The organism is Levilactobacillus suantsaiihabitans (assembly GCF_004745505.1).
Lineage (GTDB): Bacteria > Bacillota > Bacilli > Lactobacillales > Lactobacillaceae > Levilactobacillus > Levilactobacillus suantsaiihabitans.
The window spans coordinates 80,257-104,919 of sequence record NZ_RKLX01000006.1 but is presented as its reverse complement, the minus strand read 5'-3'; the positions used below and the strand labels follow the sequence as shown (position 1 = coordinate 104,919).

The 24,663-nt window shown below is 54.3% G+C and carries 22 protein-coding genes; 1 reads left to right on the top strand and 21 read right to left on the bottom strand.

The window, feature by feature from the left end:
* Positions 1–21: 21 nt before the first annotated feature.
* From cbpB to murI, 4 genes are read right to left on the bottom strand one after another with little or no spacing between them, the layout of a single operon-like run.
* Positions 22–513, bottom strand: a complete 492-nt coding sequence (gene cbpB / locus EGT51_RS05205; protein WP_135367704.1) for a cyclic-di-AMP-binding protein CbpB — start codon at positions 511–513, stop codon at positions 22–24.
* Between the two features lie 8 nt (positions 514–521).
* Complete coding sequence (locus EGT51_RS05200; RefSeq protein WP_135367703.1) at positions 522–1,049, bottom strand: YfcE family phosphodiesterase; 528 nt, start codon at positions 1,047–1,049, stop codon at positions 522–524.
* A 2-nt stretch (positions 1,050–1,051) separates the two neighbouring features.
* The gene (locus EGT51_RS05195) at positions 1,052–1,651 is read right to left on the bottom strand and encodes an XTP/dITP diphosphatase (RefSeq protein ID WP_135367702.1); all 600 of its coding nucleotides are present in this window, start codon (positions 1,649–1,651) and stop codon (positions 1,052–1,054) included.
* 3 nt (positions 1,652–1,654) lie between these two features.
* Positions 1,655–2,485, bottom strand: a complete 831-nt coding sequence (gene murI / locus EGT51_RS05190; protein WP_135367701.1) for a glutamate racemase — start codon at positions 2,483–2,485, stop codon at positions 1,655–1,657.
* A 191-nt stretch (positions 2,486–2,676) separates the two neighbouring features.
* Between murI and EGT51_RS05185 the strand changes: the two genes are divergently transcribed.
* Entirely contained in the window at positions 2,677–3,186 is a 510-nt protein-coding gene (locus tag EGT51_RS05185) for a YslB family protein (RefSeq protein WP_135367700.1), read from the top strand.
* Between the two features lie 77 nt (positions 3,187–3,263).
* Here the strand turns inward: EGT51_RS05185 and trxA are convergent, their stop codons facing one another.
* The 17 genes from trxA to mutL all read right to left on the bottom strand — a co-directional run bounded on the left by trxA (position 3,264) and on the right by mutL (position 24,241).
* On the bottom strand, positions 3,264–3,581 hold the full coding sequence (gene trxA, locus EGT51_RS05180) for a thioredoxin (protein ID WP_135367699.1): 318 nt from the start codon (positions 3,579–3,581) through the stop codon (positions 3,264–3,266).
* A gap of 103 nt (positions 3,582–3,684) precedes the next feature.
* Entirely contained in the window at positions 3,685–6,048 is a 2,364-nt protein-coding gene (locus EGT51_RS05175) for an endonuclease MutS2 (RefSeq protein WP_135367698.1), read from the bottom strand.
* A 21-nt stretch (positions 6,049–6,069) separates the two neighbouring features.
* Positions 6,070–6,609 (bottom strand): CvpA family protein, encoded by a 540-nt coding sequence (locus tag EGT51_RS05170; protein WP_135367697.1) that lies wholly within the window; start codon positions 6,607–6,609, stop codon positions 6,070–6,072.
* 1 nt (position 6,610) lies between these two features.
* On the bottom strand, positions 6,611–6,877 hold the full coding sequence (locus tag EGT51_RS05165; protein WP_135367696.1) for a cell division protein ZapA: 267 nt from the start codon (positions 6,875–6,877) through the stop codon (positions 6,611–6,613).
* A gap of 870 nt (positions 6,878–7,747) precedes the next feature.
* Positions 7,748–8,059, bottom strand: a complete 312-nt coding sequence (locus tag EGT51_RS05160) for a DUF1292 domain-containing protein (RefSeq protein ID WP_125576564.1) — start codon at positions 8,057–8,059, stop codon at positions 7,748–7,750.
* 8 nt (positions 8,060–8,067) lie between these two features.
* Complete coding sequence (gene ruvX / locus EGT51_RS05155; protein ID WP_135367695.1) at positions 8,068–8,505, bottom strand: Holliday junction resolvase RuvX; 438 nt, start codon at positions 8,503–8,505, stop codon at positions 8,068–8,070.
* The gene (locus tag EGT51_RS05150; protein WP_020088343.1) at positions 8,502–8,774 is read right to left on the bottom strand and encodes an IreB family regulatory phosphoprotein; all 273 of its coding nucleotides are present in this window, start codon (positions 8,772–8,774) and stop codon (positions 8,502–8,504) included. Before EGT51_RS05150 ends, ruvX begins: the two co-directional genes overlap by 4 nt.
* Before the next feature lie 250 nt (positions 8,775–9,024).
* Complete coding sequence (gene alaS / locus EGT51_RS05145) at positions 9,025–11,664, bottom strand: alanine--tRNA ligase (protein ID WP_135367694.1); 2,640 nt, start codon at positions 11,662–11,664, stop codon at positions 9,025–9,027.
* A gap of 875 nt (positions 11,665–12,539) precedes the next feature.
* The gene (locus EGT51_RS05140; protein ID WP_135367693.1) at positions 12,540–13,898 is read right to left on the bottom strand and encodes a DEAD/DEAH box helicase; all 1,359 of its coding nucleotides are present in this window, start codon (positions 13,896–13,898) and stop codon (positions 12,540–12,542) included.
* Positions 13,895–14,860 carry a DHH family phosphoesterase gene (locus EGT51_RS05135; RefSeq protein ID WP_135367692.1) on the bottom strand — a complete coding sequence of 322 codons (966 nt, stop codon included), beginning with the start codon at positions 14,858–14,860 and terminating at the stop codon, positions 13,895–13,897. Before EGT51_RS05135 ends, EGT51_RS05140 begins: the two co-directional genes overlap by 4 nt.
* A 117-nt stretch (positions 14,861–14,977) precedes the next feature.
* The gene (dinB, locus tag EGT51_RS05130; RefSeq protein ID WP_404819918.1) at positions 14,978–16,051 is read right to left on the bottom strand and encodes a DNA polymerase IV; all 1,074 of its coding nucleotides are present in this window, start codon (positions 16,049–16,051) and stop codon (positions 14,978–14,980) included.
* 773 nt (positions 16,052–16,824) lie between these two features.
* Entirely contained in the window at positions 16,825–17,274 is a 450-nt protein-coding gene (yajC, locus tag EGT51_RS05125; protein ID WP_135367690.1) for a preprotein translocase subunit YajC, read from the bottom strand.
* Between the two features lie 71 nt (positions 17,275–17,345).
* Positions 17,346–18,491: a tRNA guanosine(34) transglycosylase Tgt gene (gene tgt, locus EGT51_RS05120; protein ID WP_135367689.1), complete on the bottom strand. Its 1,146-nt coding sequence runs from the start codon at positions 18,489–18,491 to the stop codon at positions 17,346–17,348.
* A gap of 953 nt (positions 18,492–19,444) precedes the next feature.
* Entirely contained in the window at positions 19,445–20,479 is a 1,035-nt protein-coding gene (gene queA, locus EGT51_RS05115) for a tRNA preQ1(34) S-adenosylmethionine ribosyltransferase-isomerase QueA (RefSeq protein ID WP_135367688.1), read from the bottom strand.
* Between the two features lie 15 nt (positions 20,480–20,494).
* Entirely contained in the window at positions 20,495–21,517 is a 1,023-nt protein-coding gene (ruvB, locus tag EGT51_RS05110) for a Holliday junction branch migration DNA helicase RuvB (RefSeq protein ID WP_135367687.1), read from the bottom strand.
* A 19-nt stretch (positions 21,518–21,536) separates the two neighbouring features.
* Positions 21,537–22,142 carry a Holliday junction branch migration protein RuvA gene (gene ruvA, locus EGT51_RS05105; RefSeq protein ID WP_135367686.1) on the bottom strand — a complete coding sequence of 202 codons (606 nt, stop codon included), beginning with the start codon at positions 22,140–22,142 and terminating at the stop codon, positions 21,537–21,539.
* 80 nt (positions 22,143–22,222) lie between these two features.
* Positions 22,223–24,241 (bottom strand): DNA mismatch repair endonuclease MutL, encoded by a 2,019-nt coding sequence (gene mutL, locus EGT51_RS05100; RefSeq protein ID WP_135367685.1) that lies wholly within the window; start codon positions 24,239–24,241, stop codon positions 22,223–22,225.
* Positions 24,242–24,663: the final 422 nt, after the last annotated feature.

Here is a 24,663-nt window from a genome sequence, read left to right as displayed (position 1 = left end):
TCCTCATCTCACCGTTAGGGCCTAACTTTCCGACAATTGACCTTCATCAGTCAAGGCCGTCACGGTGTAATGATTATCTAAGTTATGCGCTAAGTAATTCACGCGTTTTAAAATTTCTCGCCGCGTGATAATCCCTTGAAAAACGTTTTGGTCGTTTAACAACGGAATAAAGGGCTCGTCGACCATATAGTTCAAAATCGTTTCGAGCTTCTTGGGATCATCGACCCAATGCTCGACGGGTAACATCGCATCAGCTACCGTATATTGGCTGAGCTGTTCAACCGCAGCGCCCGGAACGTGCAGCAATTTATCCGTAATTGCCGCCAGCGAGATCATGCCTTGCAGGTGGTCATCGGCGTCCAGCACGGGAATCCGGCTGTAGCCCACCTTCGAGAGCACCAATAGCGCATGCTCTAGCGTGTTGGTCGCCGTGACATTGGCGACCACGTCCGCTGGAATCACGTAACTCTTGGGGTCGTCTAGCAGTAACTGCTCCACAGCAGCGTCAATCATACGTTACGTCATCCTTTCTGGTTGCGTGTAAACGTAAATTTCAAATCTGGCACGGGCTGGGCATCGCGGGTATAATACTGCACGACCCACGCAGTCGGTGTCACGGTAATCAGCGCGCAGGTGCCGCCTAGTTGCCGGTATTCGCCCCGTGGCTGACTGATGCTACCGGGGTTCACGAAGACGTGGCCCCCAGCCTCTTGTGCCGCCAGCTCATGGGTGTGGCCAAAGAAGACCAGGTCGGCCTGCTCTTGATCCGCGTGGAGCTTGAGCTTGGTCAGATCCCAATGGACCTCATCATAGTGGCCGTGCGTCAACAAGACCTTACAGCCATCCACCGTGGGCGTTTGCACCAACGGCAGTTGACTATCAAAATCCATGTTGCCCTGGACCACGTACGCATCCTTGAACCACGGGTCATCGGCCGTCATTTCCGAATCACCACAGTGAAAAATGGTATCCGGTTTTAACGCCGCCTTTAGACTCACCAAAATGTCGCGGTCGCCGTGATTATCACTGATTACCAGCCAACGTGTCATGTTTATTCCTCCCACCACTCATCGAATTGCGGTAACATTGCCGCCGTGGCCTTGGCGCGGTGGCTGTGCTTATTCTTCAACGCTAGACTCATCTCGGCAAACGTCTGCCCGTCTTCGGCGACGTAAAACAACGGGTCGTAACCGAAACCGTCATGGCCGCGCGGTGCCGTTAAAATCTCACCACGAACCTCACCCGTCGCGACCAGTTTCTTGCCGTTGGGCTTGATCAAGACCAGCGACGTGTGAAAGGCCGCGCCCCGTTTGGCTTGCGGAACACCTTGCAGGTTCGCCAGTAATTTGGCATTGTTCTTGGCGTCGTCATGGTCACCGGCGTACCGGGCAGAATAGATCCCCGGTTCACCGTTCAGGGCGTCGACCATCAGGCCAGAATCATCAGCCAAAACCGGCAGCTGGGTCTGTTGCGCCACCGCCGTCGCCTTGAGCGTCGCGTTTTCCGTAAACGTCTGCCCAGTTTCTGCGACCTGTTTCAAATCGGGAAAATCTGCCAACGTTTTGACCTGCAGGCCCTTGGGTTCGAAAATCGCACGAAATTCGCGGGCCTTGCCCGGGTTGTTGGTTGCAATGACTAAGGTGTTTGCCATAAGTTATTCTGCCTCCTGGGAAGTGTCTAAAACGGACTCGGATAAATGGTGGACAGCCTTTGGAGCTAAGTCCAACCATTCACTCGCTAATTGATTAAACTGCGCAACGTCTCCTGTCGTGTAGTAGGTCGCCGTGACCGGGTCCCCACTGGCGTTCAACGCGTGTTGTTGCTTTAAAATCTCAGCAGCCTTTTGGGCGGCAGCGACTCCCGGGTCGATTAAGGTGACGTCCGGGCCGACCGCCGCTTGAATGGCGTCGCGCAAGAGTGGAAAATGGGTACACCCCATGACCAGCGTATCGATGCCAGTCCCCTGCAGTGGTGCCAGGTTCTGCGCCACAATCTCGCGGGCGTGGGCTGAATTCAAATCATTTTGCTCCGCCAAGGTCACCATCTGCGGACAAGCCACGCTAATGACTTGGCTTTGGGCATCCGCCGCCAAAATGTCGCGCTGGTACTGACCGCTATTGACGGTGCCTTCCGTGGCGATGACCCCGATCTGATGATTCTTCGTGGTCTGAACCGCCATGCCCGCCCCGGGGGCAATCACGCCGACGACCGGGACTGGTAGCTCCGCTTGCATTTGGCTCAAGGCCGCAGCCGTGGCCGTATTACAGGCAATGATAAATAACTTCATATGAGCCTGTTGCCGTAAGTAAGTGGCAATCTGCCGGGTGAACGTTGTCACTTCTTCTGCCGACCGGGGACCGTATGGCAGGCGTGCCTGGTCACCCAAAAATACCGTGTTCTCAGCAGGCAAGACCCGCTGAACTTCTTTTAAAACCGTTAAACCGCCGACTCCTGAATCCATGAGGCCAATCGGATCTGTTTGCATGAATCAACGCTCCTTCTCGATGTTCTTGAATCTCCATTATCGCCTTTTTATGAACCGGTTTCAAGTTTCACACTAGTCAATCTGCCCGGTTAGTCCTAAAAAATGCCTAAAATTTAGCAGATTGTCATATTTGTAAAAAAACTACGGTATAATGGTCACAGAACTGAAACGGAATGAAGGAGCCAACCATCGTGAAAAATTTATATCAAACCGTCATGGCCGATGCCGACGGAGCCGCTAATTTCCCGCAAATGCTGATTCGTGAAGCCCTCCTCCCCGAATTGTTGGGCGACGACCAGGGGGCCATCAGCTACTGGGCTGGCAAATCACTGGCCCGGCGCTTTCCTCTGGGCAACCCCAAGGACGCCGCGACTTTCTTTAGCCAGGCCGGTTTTGGCACGCTGACCTTAGTCAAACAGACTGCGCAAATGACGCGCTGGCAGCTCAGCGGCGCGCCCGTCAAGCTCCGCAAACAAGTCGCTGGTGAAGACGACTTCACCCTAGAGGCCGGTTTCTTGGCCGAAATGATGGCCCAACAGCTGGGTGTGGCCGCCGAAGCGGAGCTGGTCGACTCCCCTCGCAAGCTGCAAGCCACCACCGTGACCTTTGACGTCTACACCGACCCCGACGACGTCATCCCCGACTACGATGCGCCGGAACCTCTGGCCATCGTTCGCCCGGATACGCCAGACGCGGACTAGACGGGTCACCAGTCATTTCATTGCATTAAAAAAGCGGTTGTCACAAAAAAATGTGACAACCGTTTTTTAATGTCTCGTTAGGCCTCAACGTATTGGTCTAAGATCTTCTTCAATTGATCCTTGGAGTGGTAGCCCACGATGGAGTCGACCACTTGGCCATCCTTCTTGACTAACAAGGTTGGGATGCTCATGATGCCAAAAGATTGGGGTGTGTTCGGATTAGCGTCAACGTCCATCTTGTTGAAGGTCACGTTGTCCATCTCATCGGCCAGTTGTTCCACGACGGGTGATTGCATCCGGCAAGGACCACACCAAGTTGCCCAAAAATCAGTCAGCGTGACACCCTTTGCTGTGTCTTGTTCAAAGGTCTTATCAGTTGTTTCTGCTACTGCCATACCTATTGCCTCCCTCTCAAATTATCGACTATATTTCTAAGTCTAACAGAATATTCTAAAATCACAACTAAATTGCTTACAATTTATTAGTAGTTTCTGCTTATTACTTAAACCGGACAACCGTAGAGCCGTCCCCGCCGGCATTGGCGGGTGAAAAGCCGAAGCTCTTGATGCGGTTGTTGCGCTTCAGGTACTCGGTGACCCCTTTACGTAAGGCCCCGGTGCCCTTGCCGTGAATGATCGTCACGGACGGGTAACCGGCCAGCAGGGCGGAATCAATGTAACGGTCCACCTCGGCCATGGCCTCTTCGTAGCGGTGCCCCCGCAAGTCCAAGGTTGGCGACATGCCGCTAGAGCCACTGCGTTTGACACTGGCCCGCGGTTGCTTGGCCGACTTGGCCGGGTCCTTGGTCTTTTCCAGGTCGTTGTTGGCGATCTTCATCTTCAAGATGCCCAGTTGGACCTCCCAATGGCTATCATCCAGCTGCTGCATCAAGACCCCGATTTGCCCATAAGACTTGACCAGCACGCTGTCGCCCTTGTGGAAGTCCAGCTTGGCCTTTTCGCGCCGCAGCACCCGGTTTTTCTTCAACTTGGTGTCTTGTTGTAAGGCGTTCAAAGCCCCCTGAGCCGCAATCAACTCGTCTTCCTTGACGACGCTCTTGCCGGCGGCCAACTGCTTCTTGCGCAGGTCAGAAATGATTTGGTTGGCCCGCTTCCGGGATTCATCGACCAACCGGTTGGCGTCCCGTTTGGCATCTAGCATCAGTTGATCCTTTTGGTGCTGGTAAGCGTCAAATTGCTTTTGCAACTGGTCGTGGACCTCGTTGGCTTCGGCCAGTTGGGTCCGCAGACTCTCGGCATCCTGGTCTACCCGGCGTTTCTGCTCGGTCAGATCAGAGATCATGGCGTTCAGGTCCTGACTGTCTTGGTCAGTCAACCCCCGCGCCGCATCGACGACTTGTGCCGGCATCCCCAGCCGCGCCGCAATGTCTAAGGCATTACTGCGCCCGGGAATCCCAATCAACAGGTGATATGTTGGCTGTAGGGTCTCGCCGTTGAACTCCATGCTGGCGTTGATGGTATCCGGCCGATTGTACCCGTAAGCCTTCAGCTCCGGATAGTGGGTCGACGCCATCACGTAGCTGCCCAGCGTCCCGATTTCATCCAAAATGGCGATGGCCAAGGCGGCCCCTTCTTGGGGGTCGGTCCCGGCACCCAGTTCATCGACCACGATCAAACTGTGTTCGTCGGCCTGTTTCAAGATGGCCACGATGTTTTCCATGTGCCCAGAGAAGGTACTCAGGCTTTGTTCGATGGATTGCTCATCTCCAATATCCGCGAAGATATCGTGGAAGACGCCAATCACACTGTTTTCATTGGCCGGAATAAAGAGCCCGGATTGGCCCATCAACTGGACCAACGCCAACGTCTTTAACGTGATGGTCTTCCCACCAGTGTTGGGCCCGGTCACGATGATGGCCTTATAGTCCTTGCCGATGGCGATGTCGTTGGCGACGACCTTCTTTTGGTCGATCAACGGGTGCCGCGCTTGCCGCAAGCTGACCTGGTTGGCCACAGACAATTGTGGCTCCGTGGCCTTCAGGGCGTGAGCGTACTTGGCCTTGGCGTTGATAAAGTCAAAATGACCCAGGATTTCTGAATTCCGCAGAATTTCGTCCTGGTATGGTTCCAATAAGGCCGTCAGTTCCGCCAAGATGCGTTGTTCTTCATGGCGTTCGTCGATTTGATTTTGCCGCAAGCGGTTGTTCAAGCCCACGACGGCTTGGGGTTCGATAAACAGCGTTTGCCCACTGGCACTTTGGTCGTGGACGATGCCGCCGAAGTGTTGCTTGTATTCGGCGCGGACCGGGATCACGTAGCGTTCGTCTCGAATCGTGACGATAGTTTCACTCAAATACTTGGCGTCCTTGCCGCGCGTGTATTGGTCCATCGCCGTGCGAATCGCGGCTTCCGTTTGGGTAATGTGTTGGCGAATCTGTTTCAAAGCGGGTGAGGCCTCATCCGTCAACCGGCCGTCGCCTTCTAGAGAAACGCGCAACCGGCGCGTCACGTCGGGCAAGGTCACCAGTTCCTTGACTTCGCGGTCAAGGCGCCGCAACGCCACTTCCTTTTCGGCCAGGTCGCGGAAAAATTTTGCGACTGACCCCGTCGTCCACAGCACCCGGCTGATCTGGGCCAATTCCAGCCCGTTCAGCGCGGCTTCCATGGCCAACCGGTGTAAATGGGGCCGAATATCATCCAACTTGGGCAGGGGAATCCCACTTTCCAAGCGGTAAATATCCGCACCATCCCTGGTTTCATCCAACCAGATCTGGAGTTGTTTGGCATCGGCCGTGGGCGCTAACTTGGCCAGTTCGTGTTGGCCAGCAGCGGAGACCAAGTAGCCCCGTAAGGCTTGCTTGATGCGGTCGTACTCCATAATTTTTAAAGTTTTTGAATTCATTTGGGTCCTCCCGAATTGCGTTTAATTCGATGTGTGTTCCGTTAGCCACCAGCTAAAGACCCGCTTGGACAAGATCGGCGTTTGCTTCACGATCCACTGCGCCACTGGTGACGCTTGATAACTGCTCTGAAATCCCGAAATCGGGACCAGAATCAATAAATTTAACGTTAAAAAAATCACCACGTAACGGATGGCCAGATTGATAAGGCCCCCGGCCAGCGAGTTCACCTGATGGATCACCGGCAGCCAGGTCACCTTGTTGAGGCTATAGGCGACCCGGTGGACGATGAAAAAGCCCACCATCAGAATCGCCGAAAAAGCCAGGCCGTTTAAGAAAAAGGAACTACTCTGCCCGGCCGTCACGGCACTGACCGAACTGTTGAGCGACAAATTGCCCACAAATTGGCCAATGCCACTGGCTAACGGCTTGGCACCCAGCCGCGCGGCAATCCACACGACGATGTAACCAATCGTGTTTAAGATCTGCAAGACCAGCCCGCGCCGGTATCCGCGCCGAAAGCCCAAAATTAAGACGGCCAGAATGATTAAGCTTAAAACCAAACTATTCCTCCGTTTCCGTCGAATCCGGTTGGGTGTCATCATCGTGGTCATTTGCCGCCGCCATCTTTAGTTGATCCGAGATGGCATTGAACGCCATCAAGATGGCCGCGTCTTCTTTACTGATGTTCGGTGACAGTTCCTTGAGCTGCGTGAACTGTTGGTTCAGCACCTCGGTGACTGCCCGCATGTGTTCGTCTGTTGCTTGGCCGACGATCGTGTAACTTTTACCCGCAATAACGGCTTTAAAGCGGTGTGTTTCTTCAGTCATTTTAAAATTCCCCCTGTTTGGCACAACGCCTTATTTTACCATTAAATGGTAGGCGGCCGCACGTTTTGCCGCTTAAAATGCTTGTAAGATTGTCAGTTCCGACTGAAACTGTTTTTTTGCCAGGACGTTTGTGCTAGTTGGCCGCCGCCCGTTCGCCGTGTCAGTGACGTGGATGAAACCAGTTGCCTGCGGCTGCCAGCTGGAACGCGGTGAGCGGGTCAAACCGCATAGGACGACAGGACGGTCTTGATGCCCTGCCGTAGCCGCAGCCCACGTCTTAAAATGGCTTCATGGCCGAAACGTGTACCAGCAGCCAACATTGGCCCAGTTGGTACCGGCAGCCTCAGTCGCTATCAGCGGCCATCATCGTCTAACGCTGCAGCGTGTCACTACCACTGCCGGAGGAGGCCAGGGGTGGAGCCAGCTGTGTCGACGGTGTTGGCCGAGGTATTTTCTCGGCCTACAGCGTGGGGCGACTTGGGAGACTGGCGGTTTTGTGCCAGGCTTTCAAGCGAGCCGGAAGACCGCTCCTCAGGCTGGAGGCGTCCCCCATAGCAGGCGGAACCCCTGGCAGCCGCAGGCAGTGGTAGTGGCCGCATTGCAACCGTTAGCGAACGGGAGACGGCCGTGAAATTTTTCGTAGCAAAAACGAGCCTAGGACAAAACTTCCCAGCCCCGTCGCCTTCCTTTACATAGCTGAAACGTGCGCCAAAAGGCAGCCGGTTCCGCCTAAAACTGATAACCAAACAATCCAAGACCAGGATTATTCGATTATCAGCCTTAATGCTCGCCGGCTAATCGCCTTTTAGCCCACTCTCATTTTTCGTAGCAAAAAGGACGGAATTTCTTCCGTCCCCGCGTTGAAACTGACTAGTCTTTTTTGCCGGCGTTAGGATCAATGGTCCCGTCAGCTAAGAAGGTGTTCAGTACGGATTCAACCATATCCCATTCTTCGTCGGACTCAATTAATTGTAAGTCGCCACCAGATGGGTTAGCTGGATCATCGTCTTCTGGTAAGGCGTAGGCTTGGATATCAACTTCCTCGTCGTCGCTCTTGCCAGATGGGTAAATCAAGATGTATGACTTACCAAAATCGTCAGATTCAAAGGTAAACAGGACATCGTAGAGTTCTTCATTACCATTTTCGTCAACTAATGTGATTTGTTCTTGGTCTTCGTTCATGGGAAACCTCACTTTTCTTTAGTCAGCTTGCCGTGGCGATCCAGATAGTTCTGGAGAATCAACCCGGCAGCTAATTTGTCAATAACTTTTTTGCGTTTACGACGGGACGTATCCGCTTGTTCCACTAACATACGCTCCGCCTCAACGGTTGTCAACCGCTCGTCTTCAAAGTCGACGGGCAGGCCGAACTTTTCCGTTAGCATCTCACCGTAGTGTTTGGACGCTGCCGCCCGCGGTCCTAACGAATTGTTCATGTTCTTGGGTAACCCGACCACAAAGCCTTGGACTTCGTGGGTGGCCACCAGCTCCGCGACCCGGTCCAAGCCAAAGATTTGTTCCTCTTCTTTGATTGGAATGATCTCGATGCCTTGTGCCGTCCACCCGAGGGCGTCGCTAATCGCAATACCCACGGTGCGAGACCCAACATCTAACCCCATTAATTTCATGAAGGTTTCACCGGTCCATTCTGATTCAGGTAAACCCGCACGAGTTCTTCGATGATCTCGTCACGCTCGTGTTTCCGAATCAAGTTCCGGGCATCATTGATCCGCGGAATGTATGCAGGATCGCCCGATAGGAGGTAACCGACAATCTGATTAATTGGGTTGTAACCCTTTTCCTCTAGTGCCTGATAAACCGTTACCAGTGTATCGTGGACGTCCTTTGGTTGGTTAGCGCCAAAGTCAAAATACATCGTTTTGTCTAATGAACTCACTATAAAACACCCCCGCACTTCCTCACTTAGCCTCAATTTTACTCGATTACCGGTCAAACTACAACGGACTTACGCAATGTAATCTATTCGTAATACGACTGGTACGAAGGGAGCCGCCCAATTGAGCTGCTCCCCTCCACTAAGCCATTCTTTAGTTTCAATTGCTGGTCAGTGTTACTCACCAGGTTAACCCAGTTAAATATATTACCAGTGTAACAGAGTTTTTCGCTGTTGCAAGTAACTCGTCACGCTAGTCTTGCGCAGCCAACCAGTCGGCCGCTGCGGCCATGGCGTCTGGCAAGCCTGCAGGATTCTTCCCCCCGGCTTGGGCCAGGTTGGGACGACCGCCGCCACCACCGTTGATCTTCGGTGAAATGGCCTTAATCAGGTCGCCGGCCTTGACTTGCTTTTGCTTGTCCGCGCTCACAGCGACGATCAAGTTGGCCTTGCCATTGACCTCGGCTCCTAATACTAACACATCAGACAGGGCTTGGTCACGCCAAGTGTCTGCCAATGCCCGCAGCTGATCCATCTTGGAAACTTGCACGGTCCCGCTGATCAACTTGTAGTTACCGGCCGTTGCCACGTTGTCAAAGACAGCGCTGGCTTGTTGGCTCGCCAATTTGCCTTCTAAGGCCGCTTGCTTTTGTTCTAAGGCCTTGACCTGTGCTTGGAGGGCTTGGACCTTCTGTTCGACCTCAGTGACCTGAGTGACCTTTAAATCGCCCGCAACGGCGCTTAAGATTTCGTCATGGTCATGCAGGTACTTGTAAGCCGCCGCAGACGTCACGGCTTCGATCCGCCGAACGCCGGCACCGACCCCGGATTCAGAGGTGATCTTGAACAAGCCGATCTCGTTGGTGTTCTTAACGTGGTTCCCACCACAGAATTCGGTGACGAAATCCCCCGCACTCACGACGCGGACGACCTTGCCGTACTTTTCGCTAAATAAGGCAATGGCGCCCATCTTCTTGGCGGATTCGATATCCGTTTCCACCGTCGTGACTGGCAGTTCTGCGAAGATCTTTTCGTTGACGATGGCTTCAGCCTTGGCTAAATCAGCTGGGTCGACTTGCCCAAAGTGGGTGAAGTCAAAACGCAGGTAATCGCCTTCGACCAGGGAGCCGGCCTGTTGGGTGTGTTCGCCAAAGACTTCTCGTAACGCCTTGTCCAACAAGTGGGTCGCGGTATGGTTCTTTTCGACCTTGCTGTGGAAGACCGTGTCGACCTTCAATTGGTAGGTGGCACCCTTCTTCAATGGCGCCACGACCGTCAACGTGTGGAGGTTTTGGCCGTTCGGGGCGTGTTGGACGTCGGCAACGTGGGCAACCACATGACCGTCTTCGTCCAAGATGTCCCCTTTATCAGCGACCTGACCACCCATTTCCGCGTAGAACGGCGTGGTATCAAACATGGCTTCGACCGTGCCGGACGTGGCTTCGTCAGCCAATTGGTCATCGACGACCAGTTCCGTTAGCTTGCTGGTCGTGGCCAGTTGGGTGTACCCCACGTACTTGCTAGGGGTCTTGACGTTGATCAACAGGTCATGTTGTAAGCCCATGGCCGTTTGCTTGCCCCGTGCGTTGCGGGCCCGGTCCTTTTGCTTTTGCATTTCGGCCTTGAAACCGTCAACGTCGACCGTGATGTCTTGGTCATCAGCATATTCTTCGGTCAACTCAACCGGGAAGCCATACGTATCATACAACTTGAAGGCATCGGGACCAGCGATTTGGCTACCGCCTTGCTTCTTCAAATCGGCAATCAGGCTGTTCAGTAACGTTAATCCGCCGTCCAGCGTTTCGCCAAACCGATCTTCTTCGGACCGAACGACCTTGGCGATGTAATCGGCCTGTTGTAAGACGTCTGGGTAGTAAGATTGCATGATCTTACCGACAACCGGTACCAATTGGTCCAAAAAGGCCCCTTGGATGCCCAGCTTTTGGCCGTTGACGATGGCCCGCCGAATCAACCGCCGAATGACGTAACCGCGGCCTTCGTTACCTGGCAGCGCCCCGTCACCAATGGCAAACGTAATCGCCCGCGCGTGGTCGGCAATCACCTTGAAGGACACGTCGTCTTCGGCGTTAGCCCCGTACTTCTTGCCGTCGCTGAGTTCGGCCGTCTTTTCAATGATGGGTAAGAACAGGTCGGTCTCAAAGTTCGTCCGCGCATTTTGGAAGATGGAAACGACCCGTTCGAGCCCCATCCCCGTATCAATGTTCTTCCGTGGCAGTGGCTTGTAGCTACCGTCCGGCTCATGGTTGAATTGTGAGAACACGATGTTCCACACTTCCAGGTAACGTTCGTTTTCGCCACCAGGATAGTTTTCTGGGTCGTCTGCCGCCAGGTTGTTAAAGGCCTCACCGCGGTCGTAGAAGATTTCGGAATCGGGACCCGAAGGACCTTCACCAATATCCCAGAAGTTGTCTTCAACCGGAATAATGTGATCAGGCGCCACACCGGCAGCTTCCCAGTCATCCTTGGCGTCAGTATCCTTGGGGTAGACCGTCATGTACAGTTTATCGGGATCCCAGCCGAACCAGTCGGGAGACGTCAATAATTCCCAGGCCCAGGTGATGGCTTCTTTCTTGAAGTAATCCCCCACGGAGAAGTTCCCAAGCATTTCAAACAGCGTGTGGTGTCGCGCCGTCTTCCCCACGTTTTCAATATCGTTGGTCCGAATACTCTTTTGTGAACTGGTCAACCGCGGATTCTCCGGAACCACTTGGCCGGAGAAATATTTCTTCATCGTGGCCACCCCAGAATTGATCCACAGCAATGACGGATCATCCTTAGGAACCAGGGATGCACTAGGTTCAATCGTGTGCCCCTTCGACTTGAAAAAGTCGAGGTACATTTGACGAATTTGACTACTTGTAAGCTCTTTCATCTCTTAAATAACCTCCCAAAATGTCAAAAACACCGTTGCCCGTAGAGACGCCGAAGCGCGGTACCACTCTACTTGCAACGATGTTTTAATCGTTAACCTCTTAAACTCATAACGCTGAGTCGCGATGAAACTGAGGGAGCGCCACCGAATCCATGAGTCGTTTTTCACAGCTACCAAAACGTTTCTGAAAGTCACCGATTCGGGGTATATCCTCGTAGTAATATTTAAATGTCCACTTGAAATTATAGGGGTGGTGCGGCTCCTTGTCAATTAAGGTTTCCCGGTTTTTACCAGTATCTTGTCTTTTTTTGGAAACAGCGACAGTAGTGCCTGCGGCTGACAGCATGGCGACAACTGTCCGCCTACCGCTCACCAAATATGGGTCGGTACGCGGTGGGCGTCGGGCCAAGCCAAAGGGCGGTCTTGGCCCTCACCTTGGGGCCGATAGCCCGCGTCCCCAAGGTGCCAGTTCCCTAAGCGCCATAAACCGTGCCGCTAAGGGAACTCCCACGGCTGAACCCATATTTGGTGAGCTCTCGGCTACGATTGGAGACGGCCAGATACAATGGTGATTCAATGGTTCCCCGGCCATATGGCCAACGGACGCTATTACTGCAACACGTGCCAAAACGGGCAGGTCCCTGCGCTTAGTAAAAATAAGACTTCCTGCCCGGGGGTATACCTCCGTGGCTTGACTGGCTCAGTTCGTTAATGACATCTTCGCCAGGCTATCCTGGTCCTGGCGGCCTCCGAAACGTGCTCCGCGAACCAGACTCCTGCGCTTAGAAAAATAAGGTGCCCCTATCCGGCTTTGCCGAATAGGAACACCTTATTCCTCTAATGCTCAGAGTCTAAGCGGTTCGCTCCGCACTCTTTTACTGATACCGCTCCGACTCGCGCTTCCGTCGCTTTCGCTCGTTTCTTGCGCTTTGGCGTTGGGCGATTCGGCGTTCTTGGTCTTTTCTGCGGTGAATTTCTTGCTTGATTTGGTGCTTGTAGCCTGGTTTGATTTTCTTCTTCTTTTTCTTCACGTAACCGATCAAGCCTGGATCCAGCTTTTCCGTGCTCTTGTTTCGCTTGGTCCGACGGTTGCGGTCGTAGGAATCCACGATCTCATTGTTGCTGATGCGCTTGGGTTGGAACTTGATGCCCATCGCTTCAATTTCAGCGACCTTAGCTTCCTCATCTGGTGAATACAGCGTGATGGCCGTGCCGTGCATTCCCTGACGCCCCGTTCGGCCGACCCGGTGGACGAAGAAGTCCAGGTCTTCGGGGATGTCGTCGTTGATGACGTGCGAGACCCCTTCAATATCGATGCCCCGGGCCGCCAAGTCGGTGGCCACGACGAATTGATACTGCAGGTTCTTGACTTCACGCATGACGCGCTTCCGTTCCCGTGGCTTGATGCCCCCGTGAATCATGGCGACCTTCATGCCCTGGGCCTGTAGGAAATCATGGATCTGTTCGACCCGCGTCTTGGTGTTGGCAAAGATCAAGACTAAGTAAGGCTCGCCCATCGTGATCAGCTGGTAGATCAACTGATTGCGGTTTTGGCCCTTAGTCGAAATCAACCAGTTGTCGATGGTATCCGAAATGATCGTGTCGGTGGGAATCTCTTCTCTAACGGGATGGTTCATGTATTTTTGCAAGAACGGGTTCAACCGTTGGGGAATCGTGGCGGAAAAGACCATCATCTGCAGGTCCTTGGGCATCCGTCCGGCGATTCGGTCCACCTGATCCAAAAACCCGAGGTCCAAGGTCATGTCAGCTTCATCGACGACAAATTGGCGCGCGGTGTGCACGTCTAAGGCATCCGATTGAATCAAGTCCATGACCCGACCGGGCGTCCCGATAACCAATTGCGGTTGGAAATGGTGCAGCTTTTCAACTTGGCGCTTCTTGTCGGTCCCGCCGACGTAATTGCCGATTCGAATTTCAAATGGGGCTTCTGCGGCCAGCTGTTCGGCTGCCGTGTGGATCTGATAAGCTAGCTCCCGGCTCGGCGTGGTGATGACGGCCTGAACCTGGTTGTCTGACGTTAATTGGTTGAAGATGGGCAACAGGAAGGTGTGCGTCTTCCCACTCCCGGTTTGTGATTGGCCCACAACGTCTTTACCCGCCGCAATCACGGGGATTAACTTTTCTTGGACCTTGGTCGGCTTGGTGAAGCCAATCTTGTGCAACGCCGTCATGATGTACGGCTGTAGCTTGAATTCTTTAAAATCTGCGGTCATTCATTTTCTCCTTTAGTGTTGGCCACCAACTCATCGAGCTCGCGGACAACCTGGTCAATTTCTGCCTGATCGTGGGCCGTTGCGCCACTGGCCAGGGCGTGGCCGCCCCCACCGTGGTTCTTTGCCAGTTCATTGATGGATGGGCCCTTGGAACGGAGCCGAATCCGGAACGTCTTGTCCTTGGACTCCACGAAGATGGCCCAAGCCACCACCGTGGTGATCTTACCGGGTAATGGCACGACCGCGGACGTCGAATCCTTGGCCGCTAAGCCAAAGGATTCCACGATTTCGTCGGTCAGCTTCAGGTAAGCCGCCCCACTAGGCAAAATTTCTAAGTTCTGGTAAACGTAAGCGGACAACCGTGCCATGGCGGGCGAAATTTCGTCTTCCGCCTGGTTAACGTCGGTCATCGAGAAGTTGTACGTCAACAGCTTGCTGGCCACGGCGAACGTATTGGCCGAGGTCGCTGGGTACATGAAGCGCCCAGTGTCGCCAATAATGCCGGCGTACAGTAACCGCGCGGCGTCGTCGGGCAAGGTCAGGTCTGCTTGATTAGCGGCGTACCAATCGTACATGATTTCTGAGGTGCTGGACGCTTGGTCCAAGACCCATTGGATGTCGCCAAAGGCATCGTCATTGGGATGGTGGTCGATCTTAATGACCGCCGCCCCCGTTGACCAACGTTCGTCATCAATTCGCGGTTGGTTAGCCGTGTCCACAACGATCACTAACGCCCCGTGATACGCGTCGTCAGGCACATCTTGGTCGGCCTGCCCCATCCAATCAAAGCCAGGATAGTGTTTGCCCACAGCGTAGATCTTCTTGTCGGGGAAACTCGCCCGTAAAATGTCCCGTAAGGCCAGTTGCGCCCCAATACAGTCAGGATCTGGCCGTTGGTGACGGTGAATCATAATCGTTTGATATTTCTTGATTTCTTCTAAAATGGCAGCTTCAATAGCCATAATTTCACCCGTTTTCTATCCGATTTTTTCGACCAAGACGCGTCGATACCGCGTTTCAGTATACAAGTTTTGGCGCCTAATTTCAAAGAAAGTCTGTTAAAAGCCGCGGCTTTTCGCTCAATCACGGTCACGGCGGTCGCCGTCAAACAACGGGAGCCGCACGTTTTCAAACGTTTGAGCGGCCAATCCCGTCAGTGTGATGCCCAGCAGGCGGACCTGTTCATCGGTGCTGGCCACGCTGTGATACAGATCTAAGGCCAGGTCGTAATACACCGCGGGGTCGTTGTCGATGAAATCGGTCTGCGTCACGCGCTTGGTGATGGTGTTGAACTGGCTGTCGCGCAGCTTTAAGACCAGCGTCTTGCCGTGGCGCTGCTTTTGTTTGACCGTCACCGCGACCATTTCAGCCAGGCGGCGGAGTTGGCTTTCCACTTCCCCCACCGACGTCAATGGCGGCCCGTAAGTCCGTTCCTTGCCGATCGACTTGCGTTCGCGTTGGTACTCGACCGGTCGCTCATCGATGCCACGGACCCGCTGGTAAAGCACGTACCCGAATTTGCCGAAGTCATGAATCAATTCCAGTTGCGAGCGCTGATACAGGTCGGCCCCGGTCAAAATGCCCAGCTCATGCATCTTGGGAACCGTCTTCTTCCCAACACCACGGTACCGTTCAATCGGCAGCGCCATCAAGAAATCGTGGGCGTCCTCGGGTAAAATGACGCTCACACCGACTGGTTTGCGAAAATCCGAGGCCTCCTTGGCCAAAAACTTACTGTAAGAAATGCCGGTCGAACAGGTCAAATGGGTCTTATCAAAGATCTCCACTTGAATCTCATGGGCGACCTGAACCGCGGAGTGCAGGTGTTTCTTGTTCTCGGTCACGTCCAAATAGGCTTCATCAAACGCCACGGTCTCAATCTTATCGGTATATTCATGAAAAATGGCGTGAATCTGGTCGGAAATCTCGCGGTAATGCGGAAAGTCCGGTGTCTTAAACGTGGCCTTCGGCGCCAGCTTAAAGGCTTCGTTGGCATTCATTGCCGAGTGCACGCCCAGTTGCCGGGCCACGTAATTGGCGGTGGTCACTACGCCACGGCCGCCAGTCGTGCGCGGGTCGCGGGCAATAATCAGCGCGTGGCCTTTGAATTCGGGGTGGTCGCGCTCTTCGATGGAGGCGTAAAAGGCATCCATGTCGACGTGAATAATTTTGCGTTGCGTATACTTCTCCGGCACCACGCGGGCCACCCCCTTTCTTTGGTGTTTGCTAAATCTGTCTTTCCTTGGCAACATTATTCAAACTGGCCGCCTGCCGTTCGCTAGAGATGAGTTGGAACGCTGAGGGCGGACGGGTCGAGCCAAAGGACGGTCTCGACACCTCGCTTTGAGCCGCAACCCACGTCTCAAAGACGCCAGTTTCCTAAGCGCCATGACCCACGCCGCTAAGGAAACTCCCACAGCTGAACTCATCTCTAGCGAACTCTCGGCTTCGGTAGTCCACCCAGATAAAATTAGCATAGACCACCCCAGCCAAGGTGATGTCAGATTGACCTCTACTAAGTGTTCACGACGTCTGCGCTTAGGGCGACTCGTGGCTGGTCTTTTAATAATTAAATTATACCCAAACAAACGTTTGTCTTCAATCAAAAATGGTTGGGTACGCAACGAAAAGTGGTAGGACGTTCCTTCGCTAAACGCTGTGCCTCGGGGATCGTAATCATTTTTTACCGTTATTCTCACTAAGGGGGTGACTTTTTCGTCCGCAATTTCGTTAGTACTAGTGAGGGACTGCGGGAAAGGTCTCCCACTCCTAGCACCTGGCGACGGGTAAACGCCAACTCTACGCGAAAAAAGGTCCGGATAGCCTTCCCGAACCTTATGCGTGAACTTAAGCTGGCCGAAACGGGCGCCAGCAGCCAGTTTTGCTTAAACAAAAAAACGGCCTCCGAGAGACCGTACTTTTCGCACTATTTAGCTGAGTCATCAGTCGAATCAGTTGCGTCGTCAGTGGCTTTGGCGTCACTAGCGGCATCATCAGCAGCGCTGTCAGCTGGCTTGTCGTCGCTAGCAGCTTCACTGGTGGCTTCTTCAGCGGCTGGGGCCGTCACAGCTTGTGGTGCTTGTGACGTAACTTGCGCAATGGCCCGCAGGTCAAAGACTAAGTAGATACCGTCACAGTCCAAAGTTGCCGTTTGGTCCGCTTGGTTGATTTCGTCGATCACACCGTGTAACCGGCCAATCGTGATGACGTGATCGCCTTTTTTAAGTTGGCTCATCATGTCACGGTGCTTCTTTTGTTGCTTTTGTTGTGGCCGCAACATCAAGAAGTACATCAACGCTAAGAAGACAACTAAGATGATCAACGTTGAGTAACCACCACCAGCACCGCCGGCAGCAATCGTTAAGTTTCCTAACACATTTGTTCACCCCTTTATGTTCTATCTATTGGACAACTTTACCAGAATCCAAGGAATCCGTCCAATTATTTCTAGAAATTCTTCGGATGTTCGGCATTGTAGCCGTACTTTTCAAACACTTCTTCGCGTAAGTCTAATAAATTGTCATCCAAAATCGCCTGACGCACGCGCTTCATCAAATGATGCAAGAAGTACAGGTTGTGGTAACTGGTCAACCGGCGACCGAAGTCCTCGTCTGCCTTGAACAAGTGCCGCAGATAGGCCCGGGTATAGTGCCGGCAAACGTAACAGTCACACTCGTCGTCGATGGGGCCAAAGTCGTGAGTGTACACGGCATTTTTGACCACCACGCGACCGTGACTGGTCATGCAGGTTCCTTTACGGGCAATCCGTGTCGGCAACACGCAGTCAAACATGTCAACGCCGCGCATCACACCGTCAATCAAGGAATCCGCGGTCCCCACGCCCATGAGATAGCGGGGCTTATTTTCCGGCAACAGTGGCGTGGTAAACGCTAAGATGCGGTTCATTTCTGCCTTGGATTCGCCGACAGACAGCCCACCGATCGAGTAACCCGGAAAGTCTAAACTGACCAGGTCCTTAGCGGATTGCCGGCGCAGGTCTTCGAAGCCGGCCCCTTGCACGATACCGAAGAGGCCTTGCGTGTCGGGATTGGCGTGGGCCTTTAAGCCCCGCTCCGCCCAGCGACTGGTCCGTTCGACCGAATGCTTCACGTAGTCATAACTTTCAAAGAACGGCGGGCATTCGTCCAGACTCATCATAATGTCAGGACCCAATTTATTCTCGATGTCGATGGCCTTTTCGGGTGACAAGAACAACCGATCACCGTTGATTTCATTTCTGAAATGGACGCCTTCCTCGGTCAGCTTGCGGTGCTTGGCCAGCGAGAAGACCTGAAAGCCCCCGGAATCGGTCAAAATGCCCTTGTCCCAGTTCATAAATTTATGCAGACCCCCGGCTTCTTGAACCAGGTCTGGCCCGGGTTGGAGCCACAGGTGATAGGTGTTGGCCAAAATGACCTGAGAGCCCATCTCGTCCAGTTCTTCGGGACTAATGGCCCCTTTCATTGCGGCCTGGGTGCCGACCGGCATAAACATCGGTGTTTGAAACGTGCCGTGCGGGGTAATCAATTCCCCCAGCCGTGCGCCGGTGTGTTTTTCAGTTTTAATCAGGCGATACTTAATCGCGGGTTCCATGGATCATCCTCCGTTAATTCTTTTTGGTATTCGGTTTTGGTTTTAGTTTTGGGCAACATCGGCGGTGCTGGTCGCCTACCGTTACGCGATTTCTAGGCTGGAACGCTGGGGGAGGACGGTCCGAGCCAAAAAGCGGTCTCGGCCCTTGCTTTAAGCCGGAAAATCACCGTCTTAAAGTCACCAATTTAGCAGTAAAAACCACTGCTAAATTCCCCGGCTGAGCCTAGAATCGCTCCACTCTCGGCTAAGTTAGCGGGTGCTCACAACACGAACCAATCCTTATCGGCGCCATACCAGCAAGATTATGCCGATTAGCGTTACGGTCCACAACACGGATTAACCCAAACCAACAAGTAATGCCAGCGAGGTTAATCCGGTAGTGTCTTAGCCGAGTCGTCATTAGGTAGCGATTTGCACCAACAAAACTGGTGCCCACGTGAAGTGTGCTAAGAGTAGTCATCGCTACATCACTATCGTCACGAATCCACCATCTGAGCTTATGGATAGCAACAACATAGATTGACTATCCTCTCCAACATCCAGTCAGTGCCACCGTGTGAGTCGCGGTCAGGCAGGTGCGGAACCCTGTGTCGGTCTTACACCACGGGACAAGTTAAAGACGGGGTCTTTGGCTTGAGTCAGGCCGCCTACTTGGCAGATACATTCAGTATCAAGGCCATGAAGCCTTCAACAAGTAGTCATCACTACGTCACTGTCGTCACGCGTCCACCATCTGAGCCGTGAGTGAAGTCCAATCTGGGCTCAGCCGGGGAATTTATCAGCGTTCTTTGCTGGTAAATTGGTGACTTTGAGACGGTGGGTTTACCGGCTCAAAGCAAGACACAAGACCGCCCTTTGGCTTGTGTCGTCCTCCCCCCAGCGTTCCAGCCCAGATTGGGCGAACGGCAAGGCGCCAGCACCCACAATACTGACCGCGACGGACCAGACATGCACTACTTGATAAACATGGCGTCGCCGAAACTGAAGAAGCGGTACTTCTCTTCGATTGCGTGGTGGTATGCGTGCAGGATCTGATCACGCCCGGTAAAGGCCGCCACCAGCATGACCAGCGTCGACTTGGGCAGGTGGAAATTGGTGATAAAGGCATCGACCACTTGCCAGTGATAGCCGGGCTTGATGAAAATGTCCGTCCAGCCGGAATCGGCCCGGATTTGGCCATTGAATTTAGTCCCAATGGTCTCCAGGGTCCGAATCGACGTGGTCCCAGTCGCGATGATCCGGCCGCCGTTGGCCCGCACCTCATTGAGCGTGGCCGCGGCGTCGGCATCTAGCCGGTAGAACTCACTGTGCATGGTGTGGTCTTCAATGTTGGCCTCTTCGACCGGGCGGAAGGTCCCCAACCCGACGTGCAAGGTCACGTAGACCAATTTGACGCCCTTGGCTGCGACCTTAGCCAACAGGTCGGCCGTCCAGTGTAAGCCCGCCGTGGGTGCGGCAGCCGACCCATTTTCCTTGGCATAGACCGTTTGGTAACGGTCCGGGTCGTCGAGTTTTTCCTTGATGTATGGCGGCAGTGGCGTTTCGCCCAACCGTTCCAAGATCTCCATGAAGATGCCGTCGTAGTGAAATTCAATCAAGCGAATGCCGTCGTCGCGTTCCTCGGTCACGGTAGCGGTCAGTTGGCCATCGCCAAAGACCACTTGTTGGCCGACACGCAGGCGCTTGGCCGGCTTCATCAACGTTTCCCAGACGTCGCCTGCCACGTTGTGCAACAACAGCACTTCCACGTGGCCGCCGGTGTCGGGCTTAGTGCCGTACAACCGAGCCGGCATGACCCGCGAATTGTTCATGACTAAGGCATCCCCCGCGTGTAACTCGTCGAGAATGTCGTAGAAATGTTTGTCCGCTAAGGTCCCCGCCGTGTGGTCCAACACCAATAGCCGCGAGGTGTCGCGTTGTTTGATGGGGGTCTGCGCAATCAGTTCATGTGGTAAGTCGTAATCAAAATCATCTAAGGTGTATCCCAAGGTGGTTCAGCTCCTTTACGCGTTGTCCTGGTGGGGCATGGTCCGCCCCAAGTGCTCATAACCGGCAGCCGTAACGACCCGGCCGCGCGCGGTGCGTTTCAAATACCCTCGCTGCAGCAAATACGGTTCGTACATGGCCGCGACCGTTTCCGTTTCTTCACCAACGTTGGCAGCCAAGGTGTTCAACCCGACCGGTCCGCCGTCGTAAAAATCAATCATGGTTTCCAGTAACTTGATATCCGTGGCGTCTAATCCCGCCGAATCCACCCGCAATAACGTCAACGCGTGGTCGACGATGGCCAGGTCGATGGCGCTGTGATTGGGCGACACCTCGGCGAAATCCCGAATCCGTTTCAACAACCGGTTGGCGATCCGCGGCGTCCCGCGGGAACGCAAAGCAATCTCGTGGGCGCCCTCCGTGGCAATCTTGGTGTTAAAGATGTCCGCCGAACGCGTCACGATTTCTTGCAGGTCACGAGTCTGGTAGTACGCCATGTGTTCCACGATGCCGAAGCGATCGCGCAGTGGCGACGACAACAGGCCCGCTCGCGTCGTGGCTCCAATCAGCGTGAATGGCGGCAACGGGAAATGCACGGGGTGCGCAGTCGGTCCTTGGCCAACCACGATGTCGATGTAAAAGTCTTCCATCGCCGAGTACAACATTTCTTCTACAATCTTGGGCAGGCGGTGAATTTCATCGATGAACAAAATATCGCCGGGTTGGAGTTCGTTTAATAACGCCACCAGGTCACCGGGTTTTTCGATCGCGGGGCCGCTGGTCGTGCGAATGTGCACGCCCATTTCGTTGGCAATCACCATTGCTAGCGTGGTCTTTCCTAAACCGGGCGGGCCGTACAACAGCACGTGATCCAGGGACTCCTCCCGTTGCTTGGCCGCCCGAATGTACACGGATAATTCGTGTTTGATGGGATCCTGACCAATGTACTGGGCCAGGGTCTGCGGACGCAGCGACTTTTCAATCGAATCTTCCTTGTCATCCGCGGGTTCCGGGGAAATGATGCGGTCATCATCAGCCATAGGTCAGCCTCCTTTCGTTTTATTCCGTCAGTAAACGTAAGCCTTCGCTTAAATAATCATTGGTATCCTTGCCGGCAAATTGCCGCAACTTGGGCGTGATCTTCTTGACCGCTGCGGCCTTGTAGCCCAATGCGGTCAAGGCGGCCACGGCATCGTCTAACTCGGGATTGTCCCCGTCGCCGGTTGCGACTTCTGGCGTAAACAGCGCCCCATCGTCAACCGGTGCCAGGTCATCCAACTTGTTTTGCAGGTCCAACACGATCTGCCCGGCCGTCTTCTTGCCAATGCCCGGGAACTTCGTCAAGAAGCTGACGTCGTTGGTCTTGATGGCCAGCATCAGCCCTTGATGATCGGGGTTGGCCAGAATCGCCAGGGCACTCTTGGGGCCAATGCCGTTCACGTTGATCAGTTTCAAAAATAACTGCTTTTCCGCAAAATCCGCAAAGCCATACAGCGTCTGAGCCGTGTCGCTCACGGCTTGATACACGTAAATCGTCACTGCTTCGGTGCCCACAGCGTAGCGGTACGGATTGGCCGTGTTGACCAGGTAGCCCACGCCGTTAACGTCCACGACCACGTGGTCCGGATAGACCGCCGCAATCGTGCCGTGAAGGTATTCATACATGCCCATTAATCTCCTTTAAAGAAACATATGTTTGCTTTTTAAATTGTACCACATTTGCCGGGTGAGTGGGCAGTTTGTTGCTACTCGCCCCAATCGTCCCCGGAATGGTGCGGATCTTGGATACGTTTGAACAGTTTTTCCAGGTCCTGATCGGTGAAGTGGACCAGCACCGGCCGACCGTGGGGACAATTGAACGGATTTTCCGCCGTCGCCAGCTTCTTGAGCAAGGCGCGGGCCTGCTGGTCATCCAGATGGTGGTTGGCCTTGATGGCACGTTTACAGCTCATCATGATGGCCGTCTTCTCGCGAAAGGCCGCCACGCTGATCTTGCCGTCCTTGAGCACCCAATCGATCATTTCCTTGATGGTGTCGGTCTCTTGGCCGGCCTTGAACCAGGTCGGGTGTTCGTGGACGATGAAGCTGTTGGGGCCAAAGGATTCCAAATGAATGCCAACACTGGCCAGCGTTTCCAAGTGGTTGGTCAATTCCAAGACGTCGGTCGTCGGGTAGTCCAGCACGATGGGCACTAACAATTTCTGCTCGTCGTCGCTGACCTCACCTATGGCCTGGCGGTAAAATTCGTAATTCACCCGCTCCTGGGCGGCGTGTTGGTCGATCAAATACAGCCCGTCGTCGGCTTCAGCCAGCAGATACGTGCCGTGGACCTGGCCCAGATAGCGTAACTGCGGGAACCGTTGCGCGGGTGGCGTCGGCGCGGTCACCGCCGCACTTTCAGCATCGGAGATCGGCGTTGCGACAGGCGTCACTGACCGGCCGAGCGGTGCGGCCACCTGTTCCGTTTGGTATTTGGCATCAAACGCCTGCGCCGCGGGCAAGCCGAAGTCGTGTTTGTCGTGAATGACCACGGGCTCGACCGGCACCTCTTCCGGCGTCTGCAAGGGTTGCGGTCCCGCTGCGGGCGTCGGTTTGGGTGTGGTCGGTTGCGCCGGGGTCGGCGTCGAGGCCGCGCTTTCAGCCGGTGGGGTCACGGACTGCGTGTGCTGGGCCGACATATCGTATTTGGCCGACACATCGTTTAGCGCCATGGTCAGTTGGTCCGTGGTCCGGGCCTCGCGTTTCTTAGCTGGCATCTCGTCGAACACGTCCGGAATCAAATTTTCCTGCGAAAGACGTTTAAACACGGTCTCTTGAATCAGCTGCGTTAATTCGGGTTCCTGACTGATGCGGACTTCCTGCTTAGTGGGATGCACATTCACATCGACCAGCAACGGGTCCATGGTAATGTCTAACACGGCCAGCGGATAACGCCCCACCATTAGCTTAGAGCCGTACCCCGCAATCAAGGCCTTGCTCAGCTGAAAGTTGTGGATGTAACGCCCGTTTAACAGCAGCGAAATGTACTGGCGACTGGCCCGGGTCAACTCGGGTAAACTAACATAGCCCTTGACCTGAAAGTCGGGGTTCTTGCCATTGACGGCCACCATCTTGCGGGCGCTCTGCACGCCATAAATACCGGCAATCACCTGTTGGAGGTCGCCACGGCCGGTGGTCCGGGTCAGCTCCCGACCGTTATGGACCAGGGAAAAGGCCACGTTGGGATAGCTCAGCGCCAGGCGGTTCACGATGTCCGTGATCCGCGCCAATTCCGTCGCCGGAGACTTCAGGTATTTCAACCGGGCCGGTACGTTGCCGAATAAATCGCGCACCGTCACCGTGGTTCCCTTACGCGCAGCCGCCGCGGTGTGTTCTTGGATCACGCCGCCAACGTTGTGGATCAAGGTCCCCACGCCACCGGTCGAAGTCGTCAGCGTGACGTCCGCCACGGAGGCAATACTGGGAAGCGCTTCGCCCCGGAACCCCAGTGACTTGATGCGAAATAGGTCACGACGGTCGGTGATCTTGCTGGTGGCATGGCGTTTGAAGGCCATCTCGGTATCCTCATCGGCAATGCCGTCACCGTCATCGACGACCGTGATCAGCTTCAAGCCAGCCTCTTCGACCGTGATGTCGATCTGCGTACTGTGGGCGTCCACGGCGTTTTCCACCAGTTCCTTGACCACGGATGCGGGGCGTTCGACCACTTCACCCGCGGCAATTTGGTCGGCTAGGACCGACGCTAGTTCATGAATCTTGGTCATCAACGACCCCTTCCTCTCTTTTTTGCTTTGTGCTTTGATGTTTCATTTTAAATTTGTTTGTGTGTCCCGCCTGCGGCTGCCAGGGGTTCTGTTCGCTATGGGGACCGGCTTCCGCCTGAGAAACGGGCTCCAGCCTCGCTTGGAAGCCTGGCAAAGCCCAATAAGCTTAAAATTAGCTGTTACCATAGCTGCGGCGATTACTAACTCCCTGAAACACGACGGCACTCGTTAGCGAAATTACCAGAGTCCGCAGCCGTCACAGAGCCAACCAGGAAACCATCACCCGTGGCAATTAAACTGGCTAAACCAGTTTCCGACTCCCCTTCCAACCCTAGCCGGAGGCAGTCAGGGGTGGAGCCAGCTGTGTCGACCCAGTTAGCTGGCGTTTTTTGCCAGGTTACTGGGTGGGACGACTTCAGAGA

Excerpts from the sequence above, each read along its gene's own strand:
- ruvX (WP_135367695.1), bottom strand. The coding sequence starts at position 8,505 with ATGAAATTAATGGGGTTAGATGTTGGGTCTCGCACCGTGGGTATTGCG.
- EGT51_RS05135 (WP_135367692.1), bottom strand. The coding sequence starts at position 14,860 with ATGGCTATTGAAGCTGCCATTTTAGAAGAAATCAAGAAATATCAAACG.
- EGT51_RS05160 (WP_125576564.1), bottom strand. The coding sequence starts at position 8,059 with ATGAACGAAGACCAAGAACAAATCACATTAGTTGACGAAAATGGTAAT.
- EGT51_RS05200 (WP_135367703.1), bottom strand. The coding sequence starts at position 1,049 with ATGACACGTTGGCTGGTAATCAGTGATAATCACGGCGACCGCGACATT.
- trxA (WP_135367699.1), bottom strand. The coding sequence starts at position 3,581 with ATGGCAGTAGCAGAAACAACTGATAAGACCTTTGAACAAGACACAGCA.
- murI (WP_135367701.1), bottom strand. The coding sequence starts at position 2,485 with ATGCAAACAGATCCGATTGGCCTCATGGATTCAGGAGTCGGCGGTTTA.
- EGT51_RS05195 (WP_135367702.1), bottom strand. The coding sequence starts at position 1,651 with ATGGCAAACACCTTAGTCATTGCAACCAACAACCCGGGCAAGGCCCGC.
- ruvA (WP_135367686.1), bottom strand. The coding sequence starts at position 22,142 with ATGTATGAATACCTTCACGGCACGATTGCGGCGGTCTATCCGGACCAC.
- dinB (WP_404819918.1), bottom strand. The coding sequence starts at position 16,051 with ATGGATGCCTTTTACGCCTCCATCGAAGAGCGCGACCACCCCGAATTC.
- EGT51_RS05140 (WP_135367693.1), bottom strand. The coding sequence starts at position 13,898 with ATGACCGCAGATTTTAAAGAATTCAAGCTACAGCCGTACATCATGACG.
- tgt (WP_135367689.1), bottom strand. The coding sequence starts at position 18,491 with ATGGAACCCGCGATTAAGTATCGCCTGATTAAAACTGAAAAACACACC.
- EGT51_RS05175 (WP_135367698.1), bottom strand. The coding sequence starts at position 6,048 with ATGAATTCAAAAACTTTAAAAATTATGGAGTACGACCGCATCAAGCAA.
- ruvB (WP_135367687.1), bottom strand. The coding sequence starts at position 21,517 with ATGGCTGATGATGACCGCATCATTTCCCCGGAACCCGCGGATGACAAG.
- alaS (WP_135367694.1), bottom strand. The coding sequence starts at position 11,664 with ATGAAAGAGCTTACAAGTAGTCAAATTCGTCAAATGTACCTCGACTTT.
- cbpB (WP_135367704.1), bottom strand. The coding sequence starts at position 513 with ATGATTGACGCTGCTGTGGAGCAGTTACTGCTAGACGACCCCAAGAGT.
- mutL (WP_135367685.1), bottom strand. The coding sequence starts at position 24,241 with ATGACCAAGATTCATGAACTAGCGTCGGTCCTAGCCGACCAAATTGCC.
- EGT51_RS05165 (WP_135367696.1), bottom strand. The coding sequence starts at position 6,877 with ATGACTGAAGAAACACACCGCTTTAAAGCCGTTATTGCGGGTAAAAGT.